We start from the raw sequence: 17,050 nt of genomic DNA, 5'->3' as shown, positions 1-17,050 counted from the left end.
TAGGGGCCAGAGCGGCAATGACGTTGGAATTGACTGCCGAGGACCAATCCATGCTCGACGGCGAGCAAGGGCCGTCGGCGGCCGCGGCCATGAAGATCCTCGTCGCCTTTTCCAAAGCCGTCGGAGCGGACAGCCTCCTCGACATTGCCGGCGCCCATATCGATGGCTGCCTCTACCATGGCACGGCAGGGCTCGATTTCGTCGAACGGCTGGTCGAGGGCGGCGGCCGCGTGCAGGTGCCGACGACGCTCAATGTCGGCTCATTCGATCTCATCCATCCCGGCATGGTGAAGATGCCCGCGGCGGAGGAAGCGCCGGCGCGGCGGCTGATGAAGGCGCATATCGAGCTCGGCTGCCAGGCGACCTTCACCTGCGCGCCCTACCAGACGCGGTTCCGGCCAGATTTCGGGCAGCAGATCGCCTGGGGCGAATCCAACGCCATCGTGTTTGCAAATTCGGTGATCGGCGCGCGCACCAACCGCTATGGCGATTTCATCGACCTGTGCTGCGCCATGACGGGCCGCGCGCCGGCCTGGGGCCTGCATCTGAGCGAGAACCGGCGCGGCCGCATCCTGTTCGAGCTGGACTTTGCTGAGCCAGAGCCGAGCGACGCCCTGTTCGTCGGCGTCGGACTGATCATCGGGCAACCCAGCGGCGATCGCGTTCCGGTTGTCACAGGTCTGCCACGGCCGCGCGACGAGGACCAGCTGAAGGCGCTGGGCGCGGCAGCAGCGACTACCGGCGCCGTGGCGCTGTTCCATGCGGTCGGCATCACGCCCGAAGCGGGAACGCTCGACGAGGCGTTCCATGGTCAAGCGCCGGAAGAGACGATCCGCATCACGCGCGCCGATATCGATCATGCACTGGCCAAGCTGTCGCGCGTACCCGACGGGGCGCCGCTGGCGGCCGTGTCGCTGGGCACTCCGCATTTCTCGCATGCGGAATGGATGCGCCTGCTGCCCTTGCTGCGTGCCATCGCGCCGGGCAGGGGCATCCCGATCTATGTCAACACCGGTCGCGCGACGCTGACGCGATTGCAGGAGGAGGGCGCGCTTGATGGCACACAGGCGTTCGGCCTGATCCCCGTCGCCGACACCTGCACCTATGTCACTGCGATTCTGGAACGGCTCGACGGCGTGGTGATGACCAATTCCGGCAAATGGGCGCATTACGCTCCGGGCAATATCGGCGTGACGGTTGCGTTCGCGGATATGGCGGATTGCATCCGCTCCGCCGCGGTGGGGCATGTCATGCGGGGCGCGTCATGACCGCGCCGGTGGAACCGGGCGTCGTCCAGCGATCCGGCACCTTCCAACTGGCCGGGAGTGCCGAGGGCCGGGCGTTGGTATTCTCGCAACCGCTGAGCTTCTGGGGCGGCGTTGATGCCACGACAGGCGACATAACGGATCACTCGCATCCTGGCCTCGGCCAGAACGTCGCCGGGAAAATCCTGATCATGCCGAGCGGGCGCGGCTCCTCGTCCTCATCCTCGGTGCTGGCCGAGGCAATCCGCAGGGGCACGGCTCCGGCCGGCATCCTCCTGGAACGGCCTGACCCGATCCTGGCAGTGGGCGCCATCGTCGCGGAATTTCTCTACGGGATCAGCATGCCGCTGGTGGTCTGCGACATTAACGGCATTGTTTCCGGCGAGCGGATCGCGATCGATGTCGGCGGGGATGACAGGGCAATTGTCCGCAAGGAAACCGTTTCCTGACCAAGCTCGACGCGGACGACGAAGGCAGTTGCGGCTTCGCTCCCCGCCAAATCTCATTTCTTTCAAAACGGCCTTCCGTTCGAACAAACTTTTCGCCCGGCCCGAAACATTGGCACGATATTCCAAGCGGCGCGGTTGACCGGAGGCGGGTTGTCTAGCCTATAATTCTACTAAATTCATAGACTAACTTCGTCCGGCGCTGCACGGCATGGTCCGTCTGAGCGGCAGCAAGAAGGGAGCGCATTGATGCCGAAGACAGAATCCAACTCGATCGAGCTTGGCACCAAAGCGGCCGATTTCCTGCTGCCCGACGCACAAGGCGTGCTGCACCGGCTCGGCGATTTCGATGCAAAGCCCGCCTTGCTCGTCGCCTTTATCTCCAACCGCTGCCCTTTCGTCGTGCTGATCCGCGAGCAGCTTGCCGCTTTCGCCAGGGAATATGCGGGCAAGGGGCTGCAAGTGGTGGCCATCAATGCCAACGACCATGAGGCGCATCCCGAAGAGACGCTGGCCCGCATCGGCGAGGAAGTGGAGAAATTCGGCTATTCCTTCCCCTATCTCAAGGATGCCTCGCAGCAGACGGCGAAAGCCTATGGCGCGGCCTGTACACCCGACTTCTTCCTGTTCGGCGCCGGCCGGCGGCTTGCCTATCATGGCCAGTTCGACGATGCGCGGCCGGGCAATGGCAAGGCGGTGACGGGTAACGACCTGCGCGCGGCGGTCGACGCGGTGCTGGAGGGCGGCAGGCCCGCCGCCGACCAGGTGCCGTCGATCGGCTGCAACATCAAATGGAGCGCCGGCAATGAGCCGGCGTGGTTCTCGGGCGCTGCGCGCGCTGCTTAGCGCCTCGCACTCCTTCGCAGAGCATCCATGTCCATGCCTCAAAAATCCGCGTCCGACAGGCTGCAACTCCAGGCCGACGTGCTCGTGCTGGGCGGAGGCCCGTCCGCAGCCTGGGCGGCGGTCGCCGCTGCCGAAAGCGGCGCGCAGGTGGTGCTGGCCGACAAGGGCTATCTCGGCACCAGCGGCGCCACCGCGCCGTCCAATACGGGTACCTGGTGCGTACCGCCGGGCGACAACAGGCATGCGGTGGTCGAGCGACGCTGGCAGCGCACCGGCGAGCTTGCGGACCAGCGCTGGATGCTGCGCTGCGTAGACACGGCCTATCGCAACCTGCTCAGGCTTTCCGAGTGGGGCTATCCGTTCCCGAGCGAGGATGACGGCCGGCTCTACATCGCCAATCTGCGCGGGCCCGACTACATGCGCTTCATGCGCCGCCGTGTGCTTCTGGCTGGCGTTACCGTGCTCGACCATCATCCGGCGCTGGAACTCCTGTCGGATGGCGATGCCGTCGTAGGCGCGGCCGGTATCGGCCGGCAGGCCGGCCAGGACTGGCGCGTCGACGCCAACGCAGTGGTGCTGGCGACCGGCGGCTGCGCTTTCCGTGAGCGCATCCTCGGCGGGACTGGACTGACCGGCGACGGCTATCTGATGGCGGCGGAGGCCGGCGCCAGCCTGTCGGGCATGGAGTTTACCGGCAAATACACGTTGGCGCCCTTCGGATCTTCGCTGAACAAGGGGCTGCCGTTCCGCTGGGCCTCGTTCCATCGCGAGGATGGATCGCCGATCCTGGGCCCTGCCGGTGAGCCGCTGCGCAACGGCATCGGCGACCGCGAGGACGAGGTGGCGCGCGCATTGATCGGGGGACCGGTCTATGCGCGCCTCGATCAAGCGGAACCAGCGCTGCAAGGCTGGTTGCGCCAAGGGCAGCCGAACTGCTTCGTGCCTTATGACCGCGCCGGTGTCGATCCATTCACCGAGCTGTTCCGCATCACCCTGCGCGCCGAAGGCACGGTACGCGGTACCGGCGGCATCGACATCGTCTCCGACGACTGCGCCACCGGCGTGCCCGGCCTCTATGTCGCAGGCGACGCCGCCAGCCGCGAGATCATGACCGGAGCGGTATCGGGCGGCGGCGCCGTCAATTCCTCCTGGGCGCTGGCCAGCGGCTGGTGGGCGGGCAAGGGCGCCTCGACCCATTCGAAGCGTCGCGGCGGCAGGGCGTTCCGCGACACCGTCGAACCACTCGGCCAGGCCGGCCTGCGCCCGGCGGCCTCGCCGCGTGCCGACATCGCGGCAGCCGAGGTCATCGAGGCGGTGCGCAACGAGGTGACGCCGCTCGACAAAAATTTCTTCCGCAACGGCGAGAGCTTGGAGAAAAGCCGGGGGCGGCTGGAGAGTGTCTGGCGCGACGTGCGCGACCATCTGCGGGGCGAAGGGGTGGACCGGGTCCGCGCGCGCGAGGCGGCGTCGATCGCCGCCGCGGGGCGCTGGTCGGTGGCGGCCGCGCTGCATCGGACAGAAAGCCGCGGCATGCATCGGCGCACCGATCTGAAGGGCAAGAACCCGGCCCTCGCGCATCGGCTGGTCATCACCGGCGTCGGCGACTTCCGCATTGCCGGGGCGCCGGAGCGCCTGGCGGAGCTGGCGTCATGATCGAGATCGTCTCGGCCGCGCGCTGCGTCGAATGCGACATCTGCGTCAAGGTGTGCCCGACCAATGTGTTCGACGCTACCAAGGACGGCGCGCCTGTGATCGCCCGTCAGGACGACTGCCAGACCTGCTTTCTCTGTGAAATCTACTGCCCGACCGACGCGCTTTACGTGGCCGAGTTCGCCGAGGGGCCGACCGGCATCACGGAAGCGCAGGTCGAGGCACGTCAACTGTTCGGCGGCTACGCCCGCGCGCTCGGCTGGAAGCGCGGCAAGGCCGGCGGCTCTGAATTCGACCCGACGCACCGCATCCGCGTGGCGCAATAGGAAGCGACAGGACATGGACCGCATCGTCGTCAGCGATATCAAGAAGACCTTTCTGCTCAAGCCGGGGCAGTTCGTCACCGTCGACGGCGAGGAGACCGACCGCGTCACCGTGCTCGACGGCGTCGATCTTTCGATCCGCAAAGGCGAGTTCATCACTTTGGTCGGCCCGAGCGGCTCGGGCAAATCTGTGCTGCTCGACATCATCGGCGGGCTGACGCAGGCGAGCGGCGGCGATGTCCAGCTCGACGGCCGGCGCATCACCAGGCCGGATCCTAAGACCGGCTATGTCTTCCAACAATATGCGCTGTTTCCCTGGCGCACGGCGCTGGCCAACATCGAATACGCGCTGGAGGTGCGTGGCGTCGCCAAGGCCGAGCGCACGGTGACGGCGCGCCATTTGTTATCGTTGTTCGGTCTTGCCGGTTTTGAGGACCGTTTCCCCAACCAGCTCTCCGGGGGCATGCAGCAGCGCGTGGCGATCGCCCGCGCCTTGGCGAGCAACCCGGAAGTGCTTTTGATGGATGAACCCTTCGCCGCACTCGACCAGCAGACGCGCGAGCTCCTGCAGGGCGAGTTGCTGCGGATCTGGGGCAAGATCAAGACAACAGTGATCTTCGTTACCCATTCGATCGACGAGGCAATCTTCCTCGCTGACCGCGTGGTGGTGATGACGGCGCGGCCGGGCGCGGTGAAGGAGATCATAGACATCGACCTGCCACGGCCGCGCGACGGGGACATCCGCGCCAGCGCCGGATTCAACGGATATCGCGGCCGCGTCTGGGACGCGCTGCGCGATGAGGTCAACAAGGCGCAAAAGGACTGGACGCTGTCGCCAGCCTTCAGTCATTGAGGAGGTAGAGCCATGGCTTATCTTACCGAAAAGTTCGGCCCTGCCGGCGCTCTTCATCTGTTTGCCGGCGCCGGCGAGACGGCGGCCGCCGCAAGAGTCCCGGCCATCACCGCCCACAGTGCCAAGGTCCGGCGCAAAGGGACGAGCCACGGGACTTTCCTTTACGGCTTGCCGCTGCTCGGCCTGTTCTTTCTCGTGTGGGAAATCGCGCCACGGCTCGGCTGGTTGAACCGCATCTTCTTTCCGCCGCTGAGCGAGGTGCTGGTCGCTTGGTGGAACCTGCTCGCCTCGGGCGTTCTGGTCGAACATATCGGCATCAGCCTGCAGCGCGCTGTGATCGGCTTCGCTCTCGGCGTGGTGGTGGCCATTCCGCTCGGCCTGCTGATGGGGCGCTACTCGCTGTTCGAGAAGGTCTCTGACCTGCTTGTGCAGACGCTGCGCAACACCTCGCAATTCGCGCTGCTTCCGGTGTTCATCCTTTTGCTCGGCATCGGCGAGGAATCGAAGGTGGCGATCACCTTCTACTCCTCGGTCTTCTTTCTGCTGGTCAACACGATCAGCGGCGTCAAGTCGGTCGATCCGCTGCTGATCAAGGCGGCGCGCTCGATGGGTACGTCCGACTTCGACCTGTTCCGGAAGGTTATCCTGCCGGCCAGCATCCCCTCTGTTGTCGCCGGCGCAAGGCTGGCGGTGAAGTCGTCGCTGTTCGCGGTGATCGGCGCCGAGATGCTGGCGGCCAAATCCGGCCTCGGTTTCCTTATTCAGAACTCGCAGTTGATGATGGAAACGGCGGACATGTATGCCGGCATCCTGACGCTGACCGTCATCGGGCTCACCGTCAACTATTTGCTCGTCTGGTTCGAGCGCTGGGCGACCGCCTGGAAAGGCCAGTCCGAGTCCTCGCTCATCTGAGCCGTTCACTCATTCCAATCAGCAAGGATGTTCCTCATGTCCAACATTGCATTCGACGGATTTCGCCGGCTGTTCCTGAAGGGCGCCATTGCCGTCGTCATCGGCCTTGGCGGCATGCCCGCCTTCGCGCAGGACAAGCCCGAATTCATCCGCATCGGCAGCACCGCGCCGGGGCACCTCAAATTCGTCCTCGCACAGAAGGACGGCTGGTGGGAAAAGGAGTTCGCCAAGGACGGCATCAAGGTCGAACTTGTCACCTTCAATGGCGGCTCCGAGGCGACGACGGCGCTTGCGACAGGTGCCATCGAATTCACCTATACCGGCAACAATCCCGCGTTGCGCGTCGCCGCCTCCGGCGCCGATGTCAAGCTGATTGGCCTGTCGAGCTATGTGCGGTCGGGCGGCTCGTATATCGTGGTCAAATCCGACTCTCCACTGAAGACGCTGCAGGACCTCAAAGGCAAGAAGGTCGCCTATCTCACCGGTACGGTGCGGCACTCGAATTTCAGCAAAGCGCTGAACAGCGTCGGCCTGACGACCGGTGATGTCGAGGGATTGAACCTGCCTTTCGAGGCATCCGGCCCGGCACTGCTGCGCGGCGACATCGACGCCCTCGTCGAAACGGATTCGACCGCGGCCAAGCTGGTCGACACCGGCGAGGCACGGGTGCTCTTCGACACCAGCACCCATCCGGAATGGAACGTGCCGAACGTCATTTCGGTCAACGGCGCCTTCGCGGCGAAATATCCCGACCTGGTCAAGCGGCTGCTGAAGGTCGACATCGAGATTTCGCGCTGGGCCGATGCCCATCCCGACGAGACGATCAAGACATTCGTCGAGGCGACCAAGTCGTCGGAGAAATCGGTACGCAAGACCTATGCGGACGGCGTCTTTCACCAGGATCCGAGGCTGACCGACGATGCGATCGAGGCGCTCAAGGGCGAAGAGAAATTCATGGCCGGTGCCGGGCTTTTGAAGGGCTCGATCGACTACGGCAAATGGATCGACAAGAGCTTTGTCGACGCGGCCGGCGCGGAAGTCGCGGCCGGCCAGTAGCGGGCGTGCTGAACGGGCAGGGGTTCCGGCGCCGCTCCATTTCAGAGAGTGTCAGATCTCCGGGATGTTCTCCTTGAAGATCACCTGGAGCCTCGGCTGGTGCAATTCGTAAGGCAGTCTCCGGACCGCATGGGTCAAGGTGTTGAGCGCTTCGCGCGCTTCGACGCGCGGGTTCTGGTCGATGACCGCGTCGAGCGTGCCGTCGAGCAGAAGCTCCTTGGTGCCTTCGGTTACCTCATGGCCGAGGAAAACCATCGATATCGCACGGCCGCGCTCCTTGAGCGCGCGGGCAATGCCGGTGTTGCCCGCGCCGACATTGTAGATCGCGGCCAGGTCGGGGTGCCGCTCCAGAAGGGCTGATGCCTCCGAATAGGCCTTTTCGCGGTCGTCAAGCATCTCGCGCATTTCGACGATCTCCAGATTGGGCGATTCCTCGGCCAATATGTGCCGGAATCCCATCTCGCGTTCCTCATGGCCGCGATAGGAGAGCGAGCCGGCGAACAGCGCCACCTTGCCAGGACGTTCCGACCCCATGAAACGGTTGAGCAGATAGCCGGCCAGGCGCCCGGCGGCGCGGTTGTCGATGCCGATATACGCGACCCTTGGCACATGCAGGATGTCGGAGGCGATTGTCACCACCTTGACGTCGTTGGCCGACAGCGAGCGGATCGCCTCGCGCACCGTTGGATGGTCGAGCGCGATGACCCCAACGCCCTGCGTCTGGCCGCGCAGATCCTGCAAAAGGCGTGCGAGCCGGTCGGGATTGAAACCCTCAATGGTGGCGATATGGACATCGAGATCCGGCCGCGCCAAGGCTTGGGCTTCGATGTGGCGATGCAGCATCTTGATGAAGGAATTGGTGCCGGCCGGCAGCGCGAAGTCGAGCCGGATGACATCGCCGGACAAGGGCTTGAGAGGTGCCCCGTTCGCGCCTTCGGCGATGTAGCCAAGACGCCGCGCCATTTCGAGCACGATTTCGCGCGTGCGCGCCCGCACACCCGGACGGTTGTTGAGAACACGGTCGACGGTGGCGGCGGAAACGCCGGCTTCCCGGGCTATGTCAGTCAGGGTGGAACGCACCGTCTTTCATCTCCTCAATGCATCAGGATCACGCAATGCCGACCGCCGGCCGGGTGGCGACTGCTCTTCGCCATCCGCGATTCTGATGGGAAATGATGTATCCGGCCTTGGCCGATGCGCAAGCAGCCAGGCTAAATCAGATCGCCCGGCAGGATCGCGTCGGCATGGGAAAATAGATTTCCCATCAAATCGAGGCATCATGAGCGCTAGATGGATCTCCGTATGACGCATTTCCCTGCCTCGTTGCGATGTTGTGAGGTGTTTTGATTATTTATGATGTTGACAGCCTTCCCGTACTGCCGTCAATGTCCCTCATGGGCTGTGGAGGAAACATTGGTCCTGAGGGAGGAATTCCAATGTCTGATCTGATCCGGATGTCGCGACGCCGCTCGGGCCGTCCGGCTGCGGCAAGTCGAGGACCATGAACATGATCGCCGGCATGGAGGAGCCGACCAGCGGCAAGATCCTGTTTGGCGAGCGCGACATGGCCGGCGTGCCGATGGGCCGCCGTGGTGTTGGGTTCGTGTTCCAGAACTACGCCATCTTCACCCATATGACGGTGCGCCGGAATCTCGCCTACGGCCCCAGAATACGGGGGGCGGCGAAGGCCGAGATCGACCGTCGTGACGGCGCCATTGCCGAAATGCCGCAGCTGACCCCACCTCCCGATCGCAAGGCCGACCGGCTGTCTCGGCCAAGGTGAGGGTGCGATGAAGGCGGTGTTCGAGAATGATGTCGGGCTGGCGATCGGGCAGACCGCCGCCGTTGCGCCAGAGGCGGCGTCGGTGAGTGGGTTCGATGCTGCCACCGGTTTTGCCGTCAAGACAGGAGACTGAGTTGTTCGTGCAGATTTCTGCAGGTCGGCGCTACCCCTCACCGCAGCTGAGGGCCCTGTTGCGCGGCCAGCCCGAGATCAGGCCCGATGCGATGGTGGCGATATCCTGCGTGTCGGCCAGAGTGCATTATTTCGCTCAAGGCGGAGGCGCGTTGTGACAGCGGACGCAAGGAAAGAGTTTCGGGAGGAAGACATGGCAGGCAAAGGCTTCGAGCCGGACGTGAAGGTTCGCACCAGGGAATTCAAGATCGGCTGCGTCGGCGCCGGCATGATCATGGCCGAATGCCATCTCGCGGCCTATAGGGAAGCAGGCTTTCCTGTCGTGGCGATCGCTTCGCGTACAAGGGCGAATGCGCAGAAGGTCGCCACGCGCTGGGGCATTCCGACCGTCCACGACACGCCGGAACGACTGATCGAGGATCCGCAAGTCGAGATCATCGACCTGGCTTTCCCGCCGGACCAGCAGCCGGCGCTGATCCGCCACGCGCTGAAGCAGAAGCACATCAAGGCAATCCTGGCGCAGAAGCCGCTGGCGCTGTCGGTCGAGGAAGCGGTGAAGCTGCGCGACGAGGCGGCGAAGGCGGGCAAGATCCTCTCGGTCAACCAGAACATGCGCTACGACCAGTCGATGCGCGTGCTGAAGCAGATCATCGACAGCGGCGCGCTCGGCGACGTCGTCTTCGCGCAGATCGACATGCATGCGATCCCGCACTGGCAAGGCTTCCTCGAGGAGTACGACCGGCTGACGCTTGCCAATATGAGCGTGCATCATCTCGACGTGCTGCGTTTCCTGTTCGGCGATCCCGATGAGATCACCACGCTGACGCGCAAGGATCCGCGCACGACTTTCGAACACACCGACGGCATCACCGTCTCGACGCTGCGCTTCCCGTCCGGCGTGCTTGCCGTGTCGCTCGAGGATGTCTGGTCCGGCCCACGCCAGGAAGGCTACAAGGACGACCAGCACATCAACTGGCGCGTCGACGGGACCAAGGGCGTCGCCAAGGGCACGATCGGCTGGCCGACCGGTGCGGCCTCCACGCTCACCTATGCCTCGGCCGAGACGACGGATGGCGAGTGGGTGAGCCCAAGCTGGGACACGATGTGGTTCCCGCATGCTTTCATCGGCGTGATGGAACAACTCCAGCACGCGGTGAAGACAGGCACGCCACCGGCGCTTTCCGTCGCCGACAACGTCAAGACCATGGCGCTGGTAGAGGCGGGTTACCGCTCGATCGCTTCGGGCCGCACGGTCAAGCTTTCCGAAATCTCGACAAACCCGATCAATTGAAATCACTGGTAACTGAATCGCTTACAGGGAGGAATTCACACCATGATGCAGGCAGGTATTTTCACGGGCTATTTCCCGTACGGCCTCGAAGAGACGGCGAAGAAGATCCGCGGGCTCGGTTTCAACACGGTGCAGCTCGACCTGCATTTCAGGGATATCGACCTGTCGGCCGGGCAGATCACCAAGGACAAGGCCAAGACCGTGCGCGATGTCTTCCGCGACCACAACCTGCCGGTCTGCTGCGTGTCGGGCTACACCAACATCATCCATCCCGACAAGGCAGAGCGCGACAAGCGCGTCGGCTACCTCAAGGAGATCATCCGCAACGCCCGCCATTTCGGCTCGCCCTACGTGATCTCGGAAACCGGCACTTACAACACCGAATCCGACTGGGTGCACCACCCCAAGAACAAGACCGAGGAGGGGTTCGAGGAATGCCGCAAGGTGATCGCTGACCTTGCCCAGACCGCCTATGACCATGGCGCGGTCTTCCTGCTCGAAACCTATGTCAACAACGTCGTCGGCTCGGTCGAGGAGACGGTCAAAATGTTCGCGCAGGTCGACCATCCCGGCCTGGGCCTCTTGATGGACCCGACCAACTACTTCGAGACGCACAACATCGACAGAATGGACCAGATCCTGAACCAGGTGTTCGACACGTTGACGGACAAAATCAAGATAGCGCATGCCAAGGACGTCAAGCGCTCGGGCAGCGACAAGTCGGAAAAGCACGCCGACATCGGCGATGAGGATGCCATGGAAAGCCACACCTTCCGCGGCGTCGGCGAGATCGAACTGCCGGCGCCCGGCCTCGGCTCGCTCAACTACGACCTTTATCTTCAGCGGCTTGCCGAGAAGCACCCGAACATTCCGGTCATCATCGAGCACCTGTCGGAAGACGACGTGCCGCGCGCCAAGACATTCCTCGACGGGAAGTTCCGCGCCAACGGCCTGTGACGGCCGGCCGCGCCGCCTGTGCATGGCGGCACGGCTCCAAACAAGGAGGAAAGCAATGTTGAAATTTGCATTGAAATTGGCGGCCGCCGCGACTGTGCTTGCCGGCATCGCGTTCGGGTCGGCCGCGCAGGCACAGGACGGCCAGAAGACCTTTTATCTACTGTCCCATGGCGGCCCGTCGGATGCGTTCTGGATCGACTGGAACGCCGGCGCCACAAAGGCCTGCGACCAGCTCAAGGTGACCTGCAAGATCTCCTTCAGCGGCGGCGACATGGCGGCGCAGAAGGAAGCCTTCAATTCCGCGCTTGCCGCCAAGCCCGATGGCATCGCCACCACCTCGGCGCAGCCTGGCCTGTGGACCGAGGAGGTCAAGGCCGCGAAGGCCGCCGGCATCCCGATCGTGTTCTTCAACACCGACGATCCGGCGACGGGGCGGCAGGCCTATGTCGGCGCCGACCTGAAGGAGGCCGGCACGATCTGGGCAAAGTATCTTGTCGACCACAAAATGGTGAAGCAGGGTGACAGGGTCTTTCTGCCGGTCGAAGTCCCCGGCGCAAGCTACCAGCAGCTCGAGACCGAAGGCATCGCCAGCGTCTTTGATCCGCTCGGCATCAAGTACGACGTGGTTGATTGCGGCACCGATCCGGCCGGCATCATCGCCAAGATGACCGACTATATGGTTGCCAACAATCCGCCGGCGATCATCGCGCTCGGCGATTCCGTGGCGGCCAGCGTCAAGCGGGTCTTCGACGGCGCCGGCGTGCCGGCAGGCAAAATCCCGGTCGTCGGCTGGGGCAATTCGAAGGAGACGGCGCAAGCCGTCAAGGACGGTTTCGTCAACGCGGCCGCCTGGCAGTACCCATCGGCACAGGGCTTCATGCCGGTGGCGCTGCTCGGGCTTGCCGCCTCGGGCGAGCCGATCGGCTACGACATCCATACCTTCGGTCTCTACGATCCTTCGAGCGTCGAGCCGATCCTCAAACTCTACGACAAGAAGTGAAAATGGACGCCCGCCGCGCCGGCGGCGGGCGCCTGCAAACAGCATGGTTCAGAACGTCATGGCAGTCACCGCGGAAGAGGGCGCAGCAAGCGCCAGGAGCAGGTCGAGGCTGATGCGCTCGCCACAATTTTCCTCGTTCATCATCCTCGTCGTCCTTCTCGTGGTATTCGCGATCGCGGACGGCAATTTCCTGTCGCCGCTCAACATCTCCAACATGATGGCGTTCCTGCCCGAGCTCGGCATCATCGCGCTCGGCATGACGCTGCTTTTGACGGCCGGCGAGTTCGACCTGTCGGTCGGTGCCGTATTCGGCCTGGCGCCGGTGGTCGTGATGCTTCTGGTGCAGAACGGCGGGGTGGATATCGGCGTCGCCCTTCTGGCTGGACTTTTACTGTGCATCGCGATTGGGGCGATCAATGGGGTGATCGTCACCAAGATCGGCATCTCGTCATTCCTGGTGACCCTGTCCATGCTGCTGATCGTGCGCGGCGCGGCCCTCTACATCACCCAGGGTTTCCCGCTGAAGTCGTGGGACCAGCCTGGCTTCTTCGTGACGCTGCTTGCCGGCAGCTTCAATATCGGCTCGTTCCGCTTCTACACCTCGCTGTGGTGGTTCGTCGGCCTGTCGTTGCTGGCAATCTACGTCCTGCGCTATGCCAAGCTCGGCAACTGGATCAGCGCCATCGGTTCCAACCGCAACGCGGCAGTGGCCCGCGGCGTGCCGGCGGACGCCGTCAAGATATGGCTGTTCATCGCCACCTCGGTGCTGGCCGGGCTTGCCGGCATGATCAGCGCCTTTCGTATTTCGGCCGCTTCGCCGGTGGCCGGCACAGGCTATGAGCTCGAAGTGATCGCCATGGTGGTGGTTGGCGGCACGGCGCTGACCGGCGGACGCGGCACCATCCTGGGCACCATCGTCGGCGCGCTGATGCTGCGCGCCATCCGTAACGGCATCGTGCTCGTCGGCGTGCCCGGCCTCGCCTACAACATCTTCGTCGGCGTGATCATCCTCGCCATGCTCATCCTGCATGCTTTGCTGCAGAAAAACGCGGCAAGGAGCTGACTATGATGCAAGAAGTGCTTCGGCTGCAGAACCTGCAAAAATCCTTCGGCAGCGTGCGCGCGCTGAAGAATGCCTCGCTGACGCTGAGAGAAGGCGAGATAGTGGCCCTGCTCGGCGACAATGGCGCCGGCAAATCGACGCTGATCAAGGCGATCTCCGGCGTCTTCCCGGTCGATCGCGGTGACATCTATGTGCGCGGGCAGAAGGTTTCGATCCGCTCGACGCGCGACGCGATGGATCTCGGCATCGAGACCATCCACCAGGATACGTCGCTGGCGCCGGATCTCAGTATCGCGCGCAACCTCTTCCTCGGCCGCGAACCGGTCAATTTCAAATGGTTGGGCGTGTTTGCGCCGCTCGATCTCGCCAAGCTGCGCGATGCTGCCTCCTCCCTGCTGAAGCGCGTCGGCATCTCGAAGAAACTCGACGCCGACGCGCTGGTCTCAACGCTGTCGGGCGGCGAGCGCCAGTCGATCGCCATTTCGCGGGCCATGCAGTTCGCCGCCAAGGTGATCATCCTCGACGAGCCGACCAACAATCTCGGCGTCGAGGAAACCCATGGCGTGCTGCGCTTCGTCAAGGAGATGCGTCAGGCCGGCCATTCGGTGCTGCTCATCACCCACAACATCCATCACGTGTTCGAGGTTGCCGACCGCATCATCGTCATGCGCCGCGGCGAGATCGTTGCCGAGCAGACGGTCGCCGATACCGATCTGCTGACCGTGGAAAGCATCATCACCGGCGCCGACCTGTCGGCTCTGATGAAGAGGGCGCAGTGACGGCATGGTAGAGCTTTACGGCAAGACGCTCTCGCGCCGGCAGGTCTCGGAACGCTCCGGCATGCTGTCGCAGTTCGCCGGCGTGCGGCTGATGACCCTCGGCGACGGGGTGGAGCGCGGTGTCCGCATGCTGGAGTTCCGCACCGGCTCCGGCCTGCGCTTCACCGCACTCGTCGACCGCGCGCTCGACATCGCCGATTGCGACTTCAAGGGCCAGGCGATCGGCTGGCACTCGCCGGGCGGTTTTCGCAACCCCGGTCTTCACGACTATGAGGGGGAAGGGGGGCTGGCCTGGGCGCGCTCCTTTTCCGGTTTGCTGGTCACCTGCGGCCTCGACCATATACTGGGTCGGGAAGAGGTGCCGGCCGAGAACTACAACTATCCCGGCAAGAAGACCGTGATCCATTCGCTGCATGGCCGTGTCGGCACCATCCCGGCACGGCTGACCGGCTACGGTGAGGCGTGGGACGGCGACCGCTGCGTGCTGTGGGCGGAAGGCATCGTGCAGCAATCGGCGGTGTTCGGCGAGGATCTGCATCTGATCCGGCGGATCGAGGCGGATGTCGGCGGCAACGAGATCCGGCTGTCCGACCGCGTCGTGAACCATGGCTTCAATCGCACGCCGCATATGTATTTCTACCATGTGAATGTCAGTCATCCCCTGCTTGACGAGGGCTCGCGCTACCTCGCGCCAATCCGCGACGTGGTGTGGGCCGGCCATGCCGGCGAGCGCTATGAGGCGCAGAAGGTCGGCTACCGCACCGTGCCGGAACCGCGAATGGGGTTCAGCGAACAGGTCTGGCAGCATGAAATGGACGCCGATGGAAAGGGCGAGGTACCAGTGGCGGTGGTCAACGACCGGCTCGGCCTCGGTTTCGAGATGGTGACGCGGAAAGACCAGCTGCCTTGCGCCTATCAATGGCAGAATTTCCAGGCCGGACAGTATGCGCTGGGCATCGAGCCATCGACGCATCATGTGCTCGGCGATCTCGCCGCGCGCGAACGCGGCGAGATGATCTGGCTGGAGCATGACGAAGGCCGCGCCTACGATGCCGTGTTCCGGGTCCTGGACGGCAGGGAAGCGATCACCGGCGCCGAAGCCAGGATTGCGGCAATCGCCCGCCAGCCCGAACAGGATTATCCTCGACCCTCCGGCAATTTCCGGAGACTGGCGGGCCCGGCATGAGCGCGACATGTATTCAAAGCAAGCCCTCCGGTCGGCGGACCGGATTGCGAGCGGTGCGAGAAGTTTGGAGGCCCGTGTGAAGACGATGGCAAAAAAGCGGGATTACAGCCTGGTCGGTGAAAGCACCAGAGCCGCGATCGAGACCGGCCTGGCCTCCGCCGAATGGTACCACACCGATGTCCCCCGCAAGGTGATGAAGGATCTGATGCAGCGTTCCGACGGGCCGGCGATCCGCGACACCATCATCTGGATTGTTGCGATCCTGGGCTCGGCCGCCGGCATTATCTGGTTCTGGGGCTCATGGTGGGTGGTGCCGTTCCTGTTCGTCTACGGCGTGCTATACGGCTCGTCGAGTGACTCGCGCTGGCACGAATGCGGCCATGGCACGGCCTTCCGCACGCGCTGGATGAATGATGTCGTGTACCACATCGCCTCCTTCATGCTGATGCGCAATCCAGTGCAATGGCGCTGGAGCCATGCCCGCCACCACACCGACACCATCATCGTCGGCCGCGACGCCGAGATCGCCGTCATGCGGCCGCCGGACCTGTTGAAGGCGGCGCTGGCCTTCACCGGCATCCTCGATTTCCGCTATTCGCTGCCGACGCTCGTGCGTCAGGCGTTCGGCAAGCTGTCCGACGAGGAGAAGAGCTATGTTCCGGAAATGGAATGGGCAAAGGCCGTGACGGCCGCGCGGTGGCATGTTGCCGTGTACATTGCGACGATCGCTGTCGCGGTCGTCCTCAGGTCATGGATACCGGTGGTGCTGATTGGTTTGCCGCGCCTCTACGGCACCTGGCACATGGTGACCACCGGCCTGCTGCAGCATATCGGGCTGGCCGACAATGTCGTCGACCACCGGCTCAACACGCGCACCGTCTACATGAACCCGATCAGCCGGTTCATCTACTGGAACATGAACTATCATGTGGAGCACCACATGTTTCCGATGGTGCCCTATCATGCGCTGCCCAGGCTGCATGAGCTGATCAAGCACGACCTGCCCGTGCCGAACCCGTCGATGTGGCATGCCTATCGCGAGGTCTGGCCGGTCCTGCTCAGGCAGCTGAAATACGAGGACTACTACCTCAAGCGCGAGCTGCCGCCGACGGCCAGGCCCTATCGCGGCGAATTCCATGAGTTCGACATGTCGGCGGCGGCTGAATAAGGATCGCGAATGGTTGCGGGAGACAGAGATGGTCGATTGGATTGAAGCGTGTGCGGTGGACGATGTCGAGGAAGAGGATGTCATCCGCTTCGACCACGGTGGCCGAACCTTCGCGATCTATCGCTCCCCGGACAATGAATTCTTCGCCACCGACGGTTTCTGCACGCATGAGAAGGCACATCTCGCCGACGGGCTGGTGATGGACGACATCATCGAATGTCCCAAGCACAATGGCCGCTTCAACTATAAGACCGGCCAGGCCAAGGGCGCGCCGGTCTGCGTTAATCTTGCGACCTATCCGGTGAAGATCGAAGCTGGCAAGGTGATGATCGAGATCTGA

At 63.7% G+C, this 17,050-nt stretch carries 18 protein-coding genes and 1 pseudogene; 18 read left to right on the top strand and 1 reads right to left on the bottom strand.

Annotated elements, in window-relative coordinates; translation table 11 throughout:
* Positions 1-17 precede the first annotated feature (17 nt).
* The 8 genes from FJ490_RS14050 to FJ490_RS14015 all read left to right on the top strand — a co-directional run bounded on the left by FJ490_RS14050 (position 18) and on the right by FJ490_RS14015 (position 7,351).
* Entirely contained in the window at positions 18-1,268 is a 1,251-nt protein-coding gene (locus FJ490_RS14050; protein WP_140499907.1) for an aconitase X, read from the top strand.
* A complete protein-coding gene (locus FJ490_RS14045) occupies positions 1,265-1,714 on the top strand; it encodes a DUF126 domain-containing protein (RefSeq protein ID WP_140499906.1) in 450 nt (149 codons plus the stop codon). Before FJ490_RS14050 ends, FJ490_RS14045 begins: the two co-directional genes overlap by 4 nt.
* Positions 1,715-1,960: 246 nt before the next feature.
* Positions 1,961-2,557, top strand: a complete 597-nt coding sequence (locus tag FJ490_RS14040) for a thioredoxin family protein (protein ID WP_140499904.1) — start codon at positions 1,961-1,963, stop codon at positions 2,555-2,557.
* 27 nt (positions 2,558-2,584) lie between these two features.
* Positions 2,585-4,210, top strand: a complete 1,626-nt coding sequence (locus FJ490_RS14035; RefSeq protein WP_140728479.1) for an FAD-binding protein — start codon at positions 2,585-2,587, stop codon at positions 4,208-4,210.
* The gene (locus FJ490_RS14030) at positions 4,207-4,533 is read left to right on the top strand and encodes a ferredoxin family protein (protein ID WP_140499901.1); all 327 of its coding nucleotides are present in this window, start codon (positions 4,207-4,209) and stop codon (positions 4,531-4,533) included. Before FJ490_RS14035 ends, FJ490_RS14030 begins: the two co-directional genes overlap by 4 nt.
* A gap of 13 nt (positions 4,534-4,546) precedes the next feature.
* Positions 4,547-5,383 carry an ABC transporter ATP-binding protein gene (locus FJ490_RS14025; protein ID WP_140499899.1) on the top strand — a complete coding sequence of 279 codons (837 nt, stop codon included), beginning with the start codon at positions 4,547-4,549 and terminating at the stop codon, positions 5,381-5,383.
* 12 nt (positions 5,384-5,395) lie between these two features.
* The gene (locus FJ490_RS14020; protein ID WP_140521551.1) at positions 5,396-6,295 is read left to right on the top strand and encodes an ABC transporter permease; all 900 of its coding nucleotides are present in this window, start codon (positions 5,396-5,398) and stop codon (positions 6,293-6,295) included.
* Between the two features lie 36 nt (positions 6,296-6,331).
* Positions 6,332-7,351, top strand: a complete 1,020-nt coding sequence (locus FJ490_RS14015) for an aliphatic sulfonate ABC transporter substrate-binding protein (RefSeq protein WP_140728480.1) — start codon at positions 6,332-6,334, stop codon at positions 7,349-7,351.
* Between the two features lie 51 nt (positions 7,352-7,402).
* Here the strand turns inward: FJ490_RS14015 and FJ490_RS14010 are convergent, their stop codons facing one another.
* On the bottom strand, positions 7,403-8,431 hold the full coding sequence (locus FJ490_RS14010; protein ID WP_140515875.1) for a LacI family DNA-binding transcriptional regulator: 1,029 nt from the start codon (positions 8,429-8,431) through the stop codon (positions 7,403-7,405).
* 388 nt (positions 8,432-8,819) lie between these two features.
* On the opposite strand from FJ490_RS14010, the pseudogene FJ490_RS14005 reads away from it, so the two are divergent.
* The 10 genes and pseudogenes from FJ490_RS14005 to FJ490_RS13960 all read left to right on the top strand — a co-directional run.
* A pseudogene (locus tag FJ490_RS14005) lies at positions 8,820-9,122 on the top strand (ATP-binding cassette domain-containing protein); the annotation flags it as partial.
* A gap of 19 nt (positions 9,123-9,141) precedes the next feature.
* Positions 9,142-9,267: a hypothetical protein gene (locus tag FJ490_RS33535; RefSeq protein WP_263486930.1), complete on the top strand. Its 126-nt coding sequence runs from the start codon at positions 9,142-9,144 to the stop codon at positions 9,265-9,267.
* 192 nt (positions 9,268-9,459) lie between these two features.
* Positions 9,460-10,557, top strand: a complete 1,098-nt coding sequence (locus FJ490_RS13995) for a Gfo/Idh/MocA family oxidoreductase (protein WP_140728481.1) — start codon at positions 9,460-9,462, stop codon at positions 10,555-10,557.
* Positions 10,558-10,599: 42 nt separating this feature from the next.
* Positions 10,600-11,514, top strand: coding sequence for a sugar phosphate isomerase/epimerase (locus FJ490_RS13990; protein WP_140567567.1), 915 nt, complete (start codon positions 10,600-10,602; stop codon positions 11,512-11,514).
* 55 nt (positions 11,515-11,569) lie between these two features.
* Positions 11,570-12,514 (top strand): substrate-binding domain-containing protein, encoded by a 945-nt coding sequence (locus tag FJ490_RS13985; RefSeq protein ID WP_140728482.1) that lies wholly within the window; start codon positions 11,570-11,572, stop codon positions 12,512-12,514.
* 58 nt (positions 12,515-12,572) lie between these two features.
* Positions 12,573-13,577 carry an ABC transporter permease gene (locus tag FJ490_RS13980; RefSeq protein WP_140500161.1) on the top strand — a complete coding sequence of 335 codons (1,005 nt, stop codon included), beginning with the start codon at positions 12,573-12,575 and terminating at the stop codon, positions 13,575-13,577.
* A gap of 2 nt (positions 13,578-13,579) precedes the next feature.
* Positions 13,580-14,356: an ATP-binding cassette domain-containing protein gene (locus tag FJ490_RS13975; RefSeq protein WP_140499887.1), complete on the top strand. Its 777-nt coding sequence runs from the start codon at positions 13,580-13,582 to the stop codon at positions 14,354-14,356.
* 4 nt (positions 14,357-14,360) lie between these two features.
* Complete coding sequence (locus FJ490_RS13970) at positions 14,361-15,542, top strand: aldose 1-epimerase family protein (protein WP_140728483.1); 1,182 nt, start codon at positions 14,361-14,363, stop codon at positions 15,540-15,542.
* Positions 15,543-15,627: 85 nt separating this feature from the next.
* Positions 15,628-16,710, top strand: a complete 1,083-nt coding sequence (locus FJ490_RS13965; RefSeq protein ID WP_140728510.1) for a fatty acid desaturase family protein — start codon at positions 15,628-15,630, stop codon at positions 16,708-16,710.
* Between the two features lie 28 nt (positions 16,711-16,738).
* The gene (locus FJ490_RS13960) at positions 16,739-17,050 is read left to right on the top strand and encodes a MocE family 2Fe-2S type ferredoxin (RefSeq protein ID WP_140515869.1); all 312 of its coding nucleotides are present in this window, start codon (positions 16,739-16,741) and stop codon (positions 17,048-17,050) included.

Origin of the sequence: Mesorhizobium sp. B2-5-11 (genome assembly GCF_006440835.1) — a bacterium.
Taxonomy (GTDB): domain Bacteria; phylum Pseudomonadota; class Alphaproteobacteria; order Rhizobiales; family Rhizobiaceae; genus Mesorhizobium.
The sequence above is the reverse complement of the archived record's forward strand: the minus strand, read 5'-3'. Positions and strand labels throughout refer to the sequence as shown.

Bases quoted from the DNA above. Each gene is read 5' to 3' on its own strand.
- FJ490_RS13985 (WP_140728482.1), top strand. From the start codon at position 11,570: ATGTTGAAATTTGCATTGAAATTGGCGGCCGCCGCGACTGTGCTTGCC.
- FJ490_RS13970 (WP_140728483.1), top strand. From the start codon at position 14,361: ATGGTAGAGCTTTACGGCAAGACGCTCTCGCGCCGGCAGGTCTCGGAA.
- FJ490_RS13980 (WP_140500161.1), top strand. From the start codon at position 12,573: ATGGCAGTCACCGCGGAAGAGGGCGCAGCAAGCGCCAGGAGCAGGTCG.
- FJ490_RS13965 (WP_140728510.1), top strand. From the start codon at position 15,628: ATGGCAAAAAAGCGGGATTACAGCCTGGTCGGTGAAAGCACCAGAGCC.
- FJ490_RS13990 (WP_140567567.1), top strand. From the start codon at position 10,600: ATGATGCAGGCAGGTATTTTCACGGGCTATTTCCCGTACGGCCTCGAA.
- FJ490_RS13995 (WP_140728481.1), top strand. From the start codon at position 9,460: ATGGCAGGCAAAGGCTTCGAGCCGGACGTGAAGGTTCGCACCAGGGAA.
- FJ490_RS14035 (WP_140728479.1), top strand. From the start codon at position 2,585: ATGTCCATGCCTCAAAAATCCGCGTCCGACAGGCTGCAACTCCAGGCC.
- FJ490_RS14020 (WP_140521551.1), top strand. From the start codon at position 5,396: ATGGCTTATCTTACCGAAAAGTTCGGCCCTGCCGGCGCTCTTCATCTG.
- FJ490_RS14040 (WP_140499904.1), top strand. From the start codon at position 1,961: ATGCCGAAGACAGAATCCAACTCGATCGAGCTTGGCACCAAAGCGGCC.
- FJ490_RS14050 (WP_140499907.1), top strand. From the start codon at position 18: ATGACGTTGGAATTGACTGCCGAGGACCAATCCATGCTCGACGGCGAG.
- FJ490_RS13960 (WP_140515869.1), top strand. From the start codon at position 16,739: ATGGTCGATTGGATTGAAGCGTGTGCGGTGGACGATGTCGAGGAAGAG.
- FJ490_RS14015 (WP_140728480.1), top strand. From the start codon at position 6,332: ATGTCCAACATTGCATTCGACGGATTTCGCCGGCTGTTCCTGAAGGGC.
- FJ490_RS14045 (WP_140499906.1), top strand. From the start codon at position 1,265: ATGACCGCGCCGGTGGAACCGGGCGTCGTCCAGCGATCCGGCACCTTC.
- FJ490_RS14025 (WP_140499899.1), top strand. From the start codon at position 4,547: ATGGACCGCATCGTCGTCAGCGATATCAAGAAGACCTTTCTGCTCAAG.
- FJ490_RS13975 (WP_140499887.1), top strand. From the start codon at position 13,580: ATGATGCAAGAAGTGCTTCGGCTGCAGAACCTGCAAAAATCCTTCGGC.
- FJ490_RS33535 (WP_263486930.1), top strand. From the start codon at position 9,142: ATGAAGGCGGTGTTCGAGAATGATGTCGGGCTGGCGATCGGGCAGACC.
- FJ490_RS14030 (WP_140499901.1), top strand. From the start codon at position 4,207: ATGATCGAGATCGTCTCGGCCGCGCGCTGCGTCGAATGCGACATCTGC.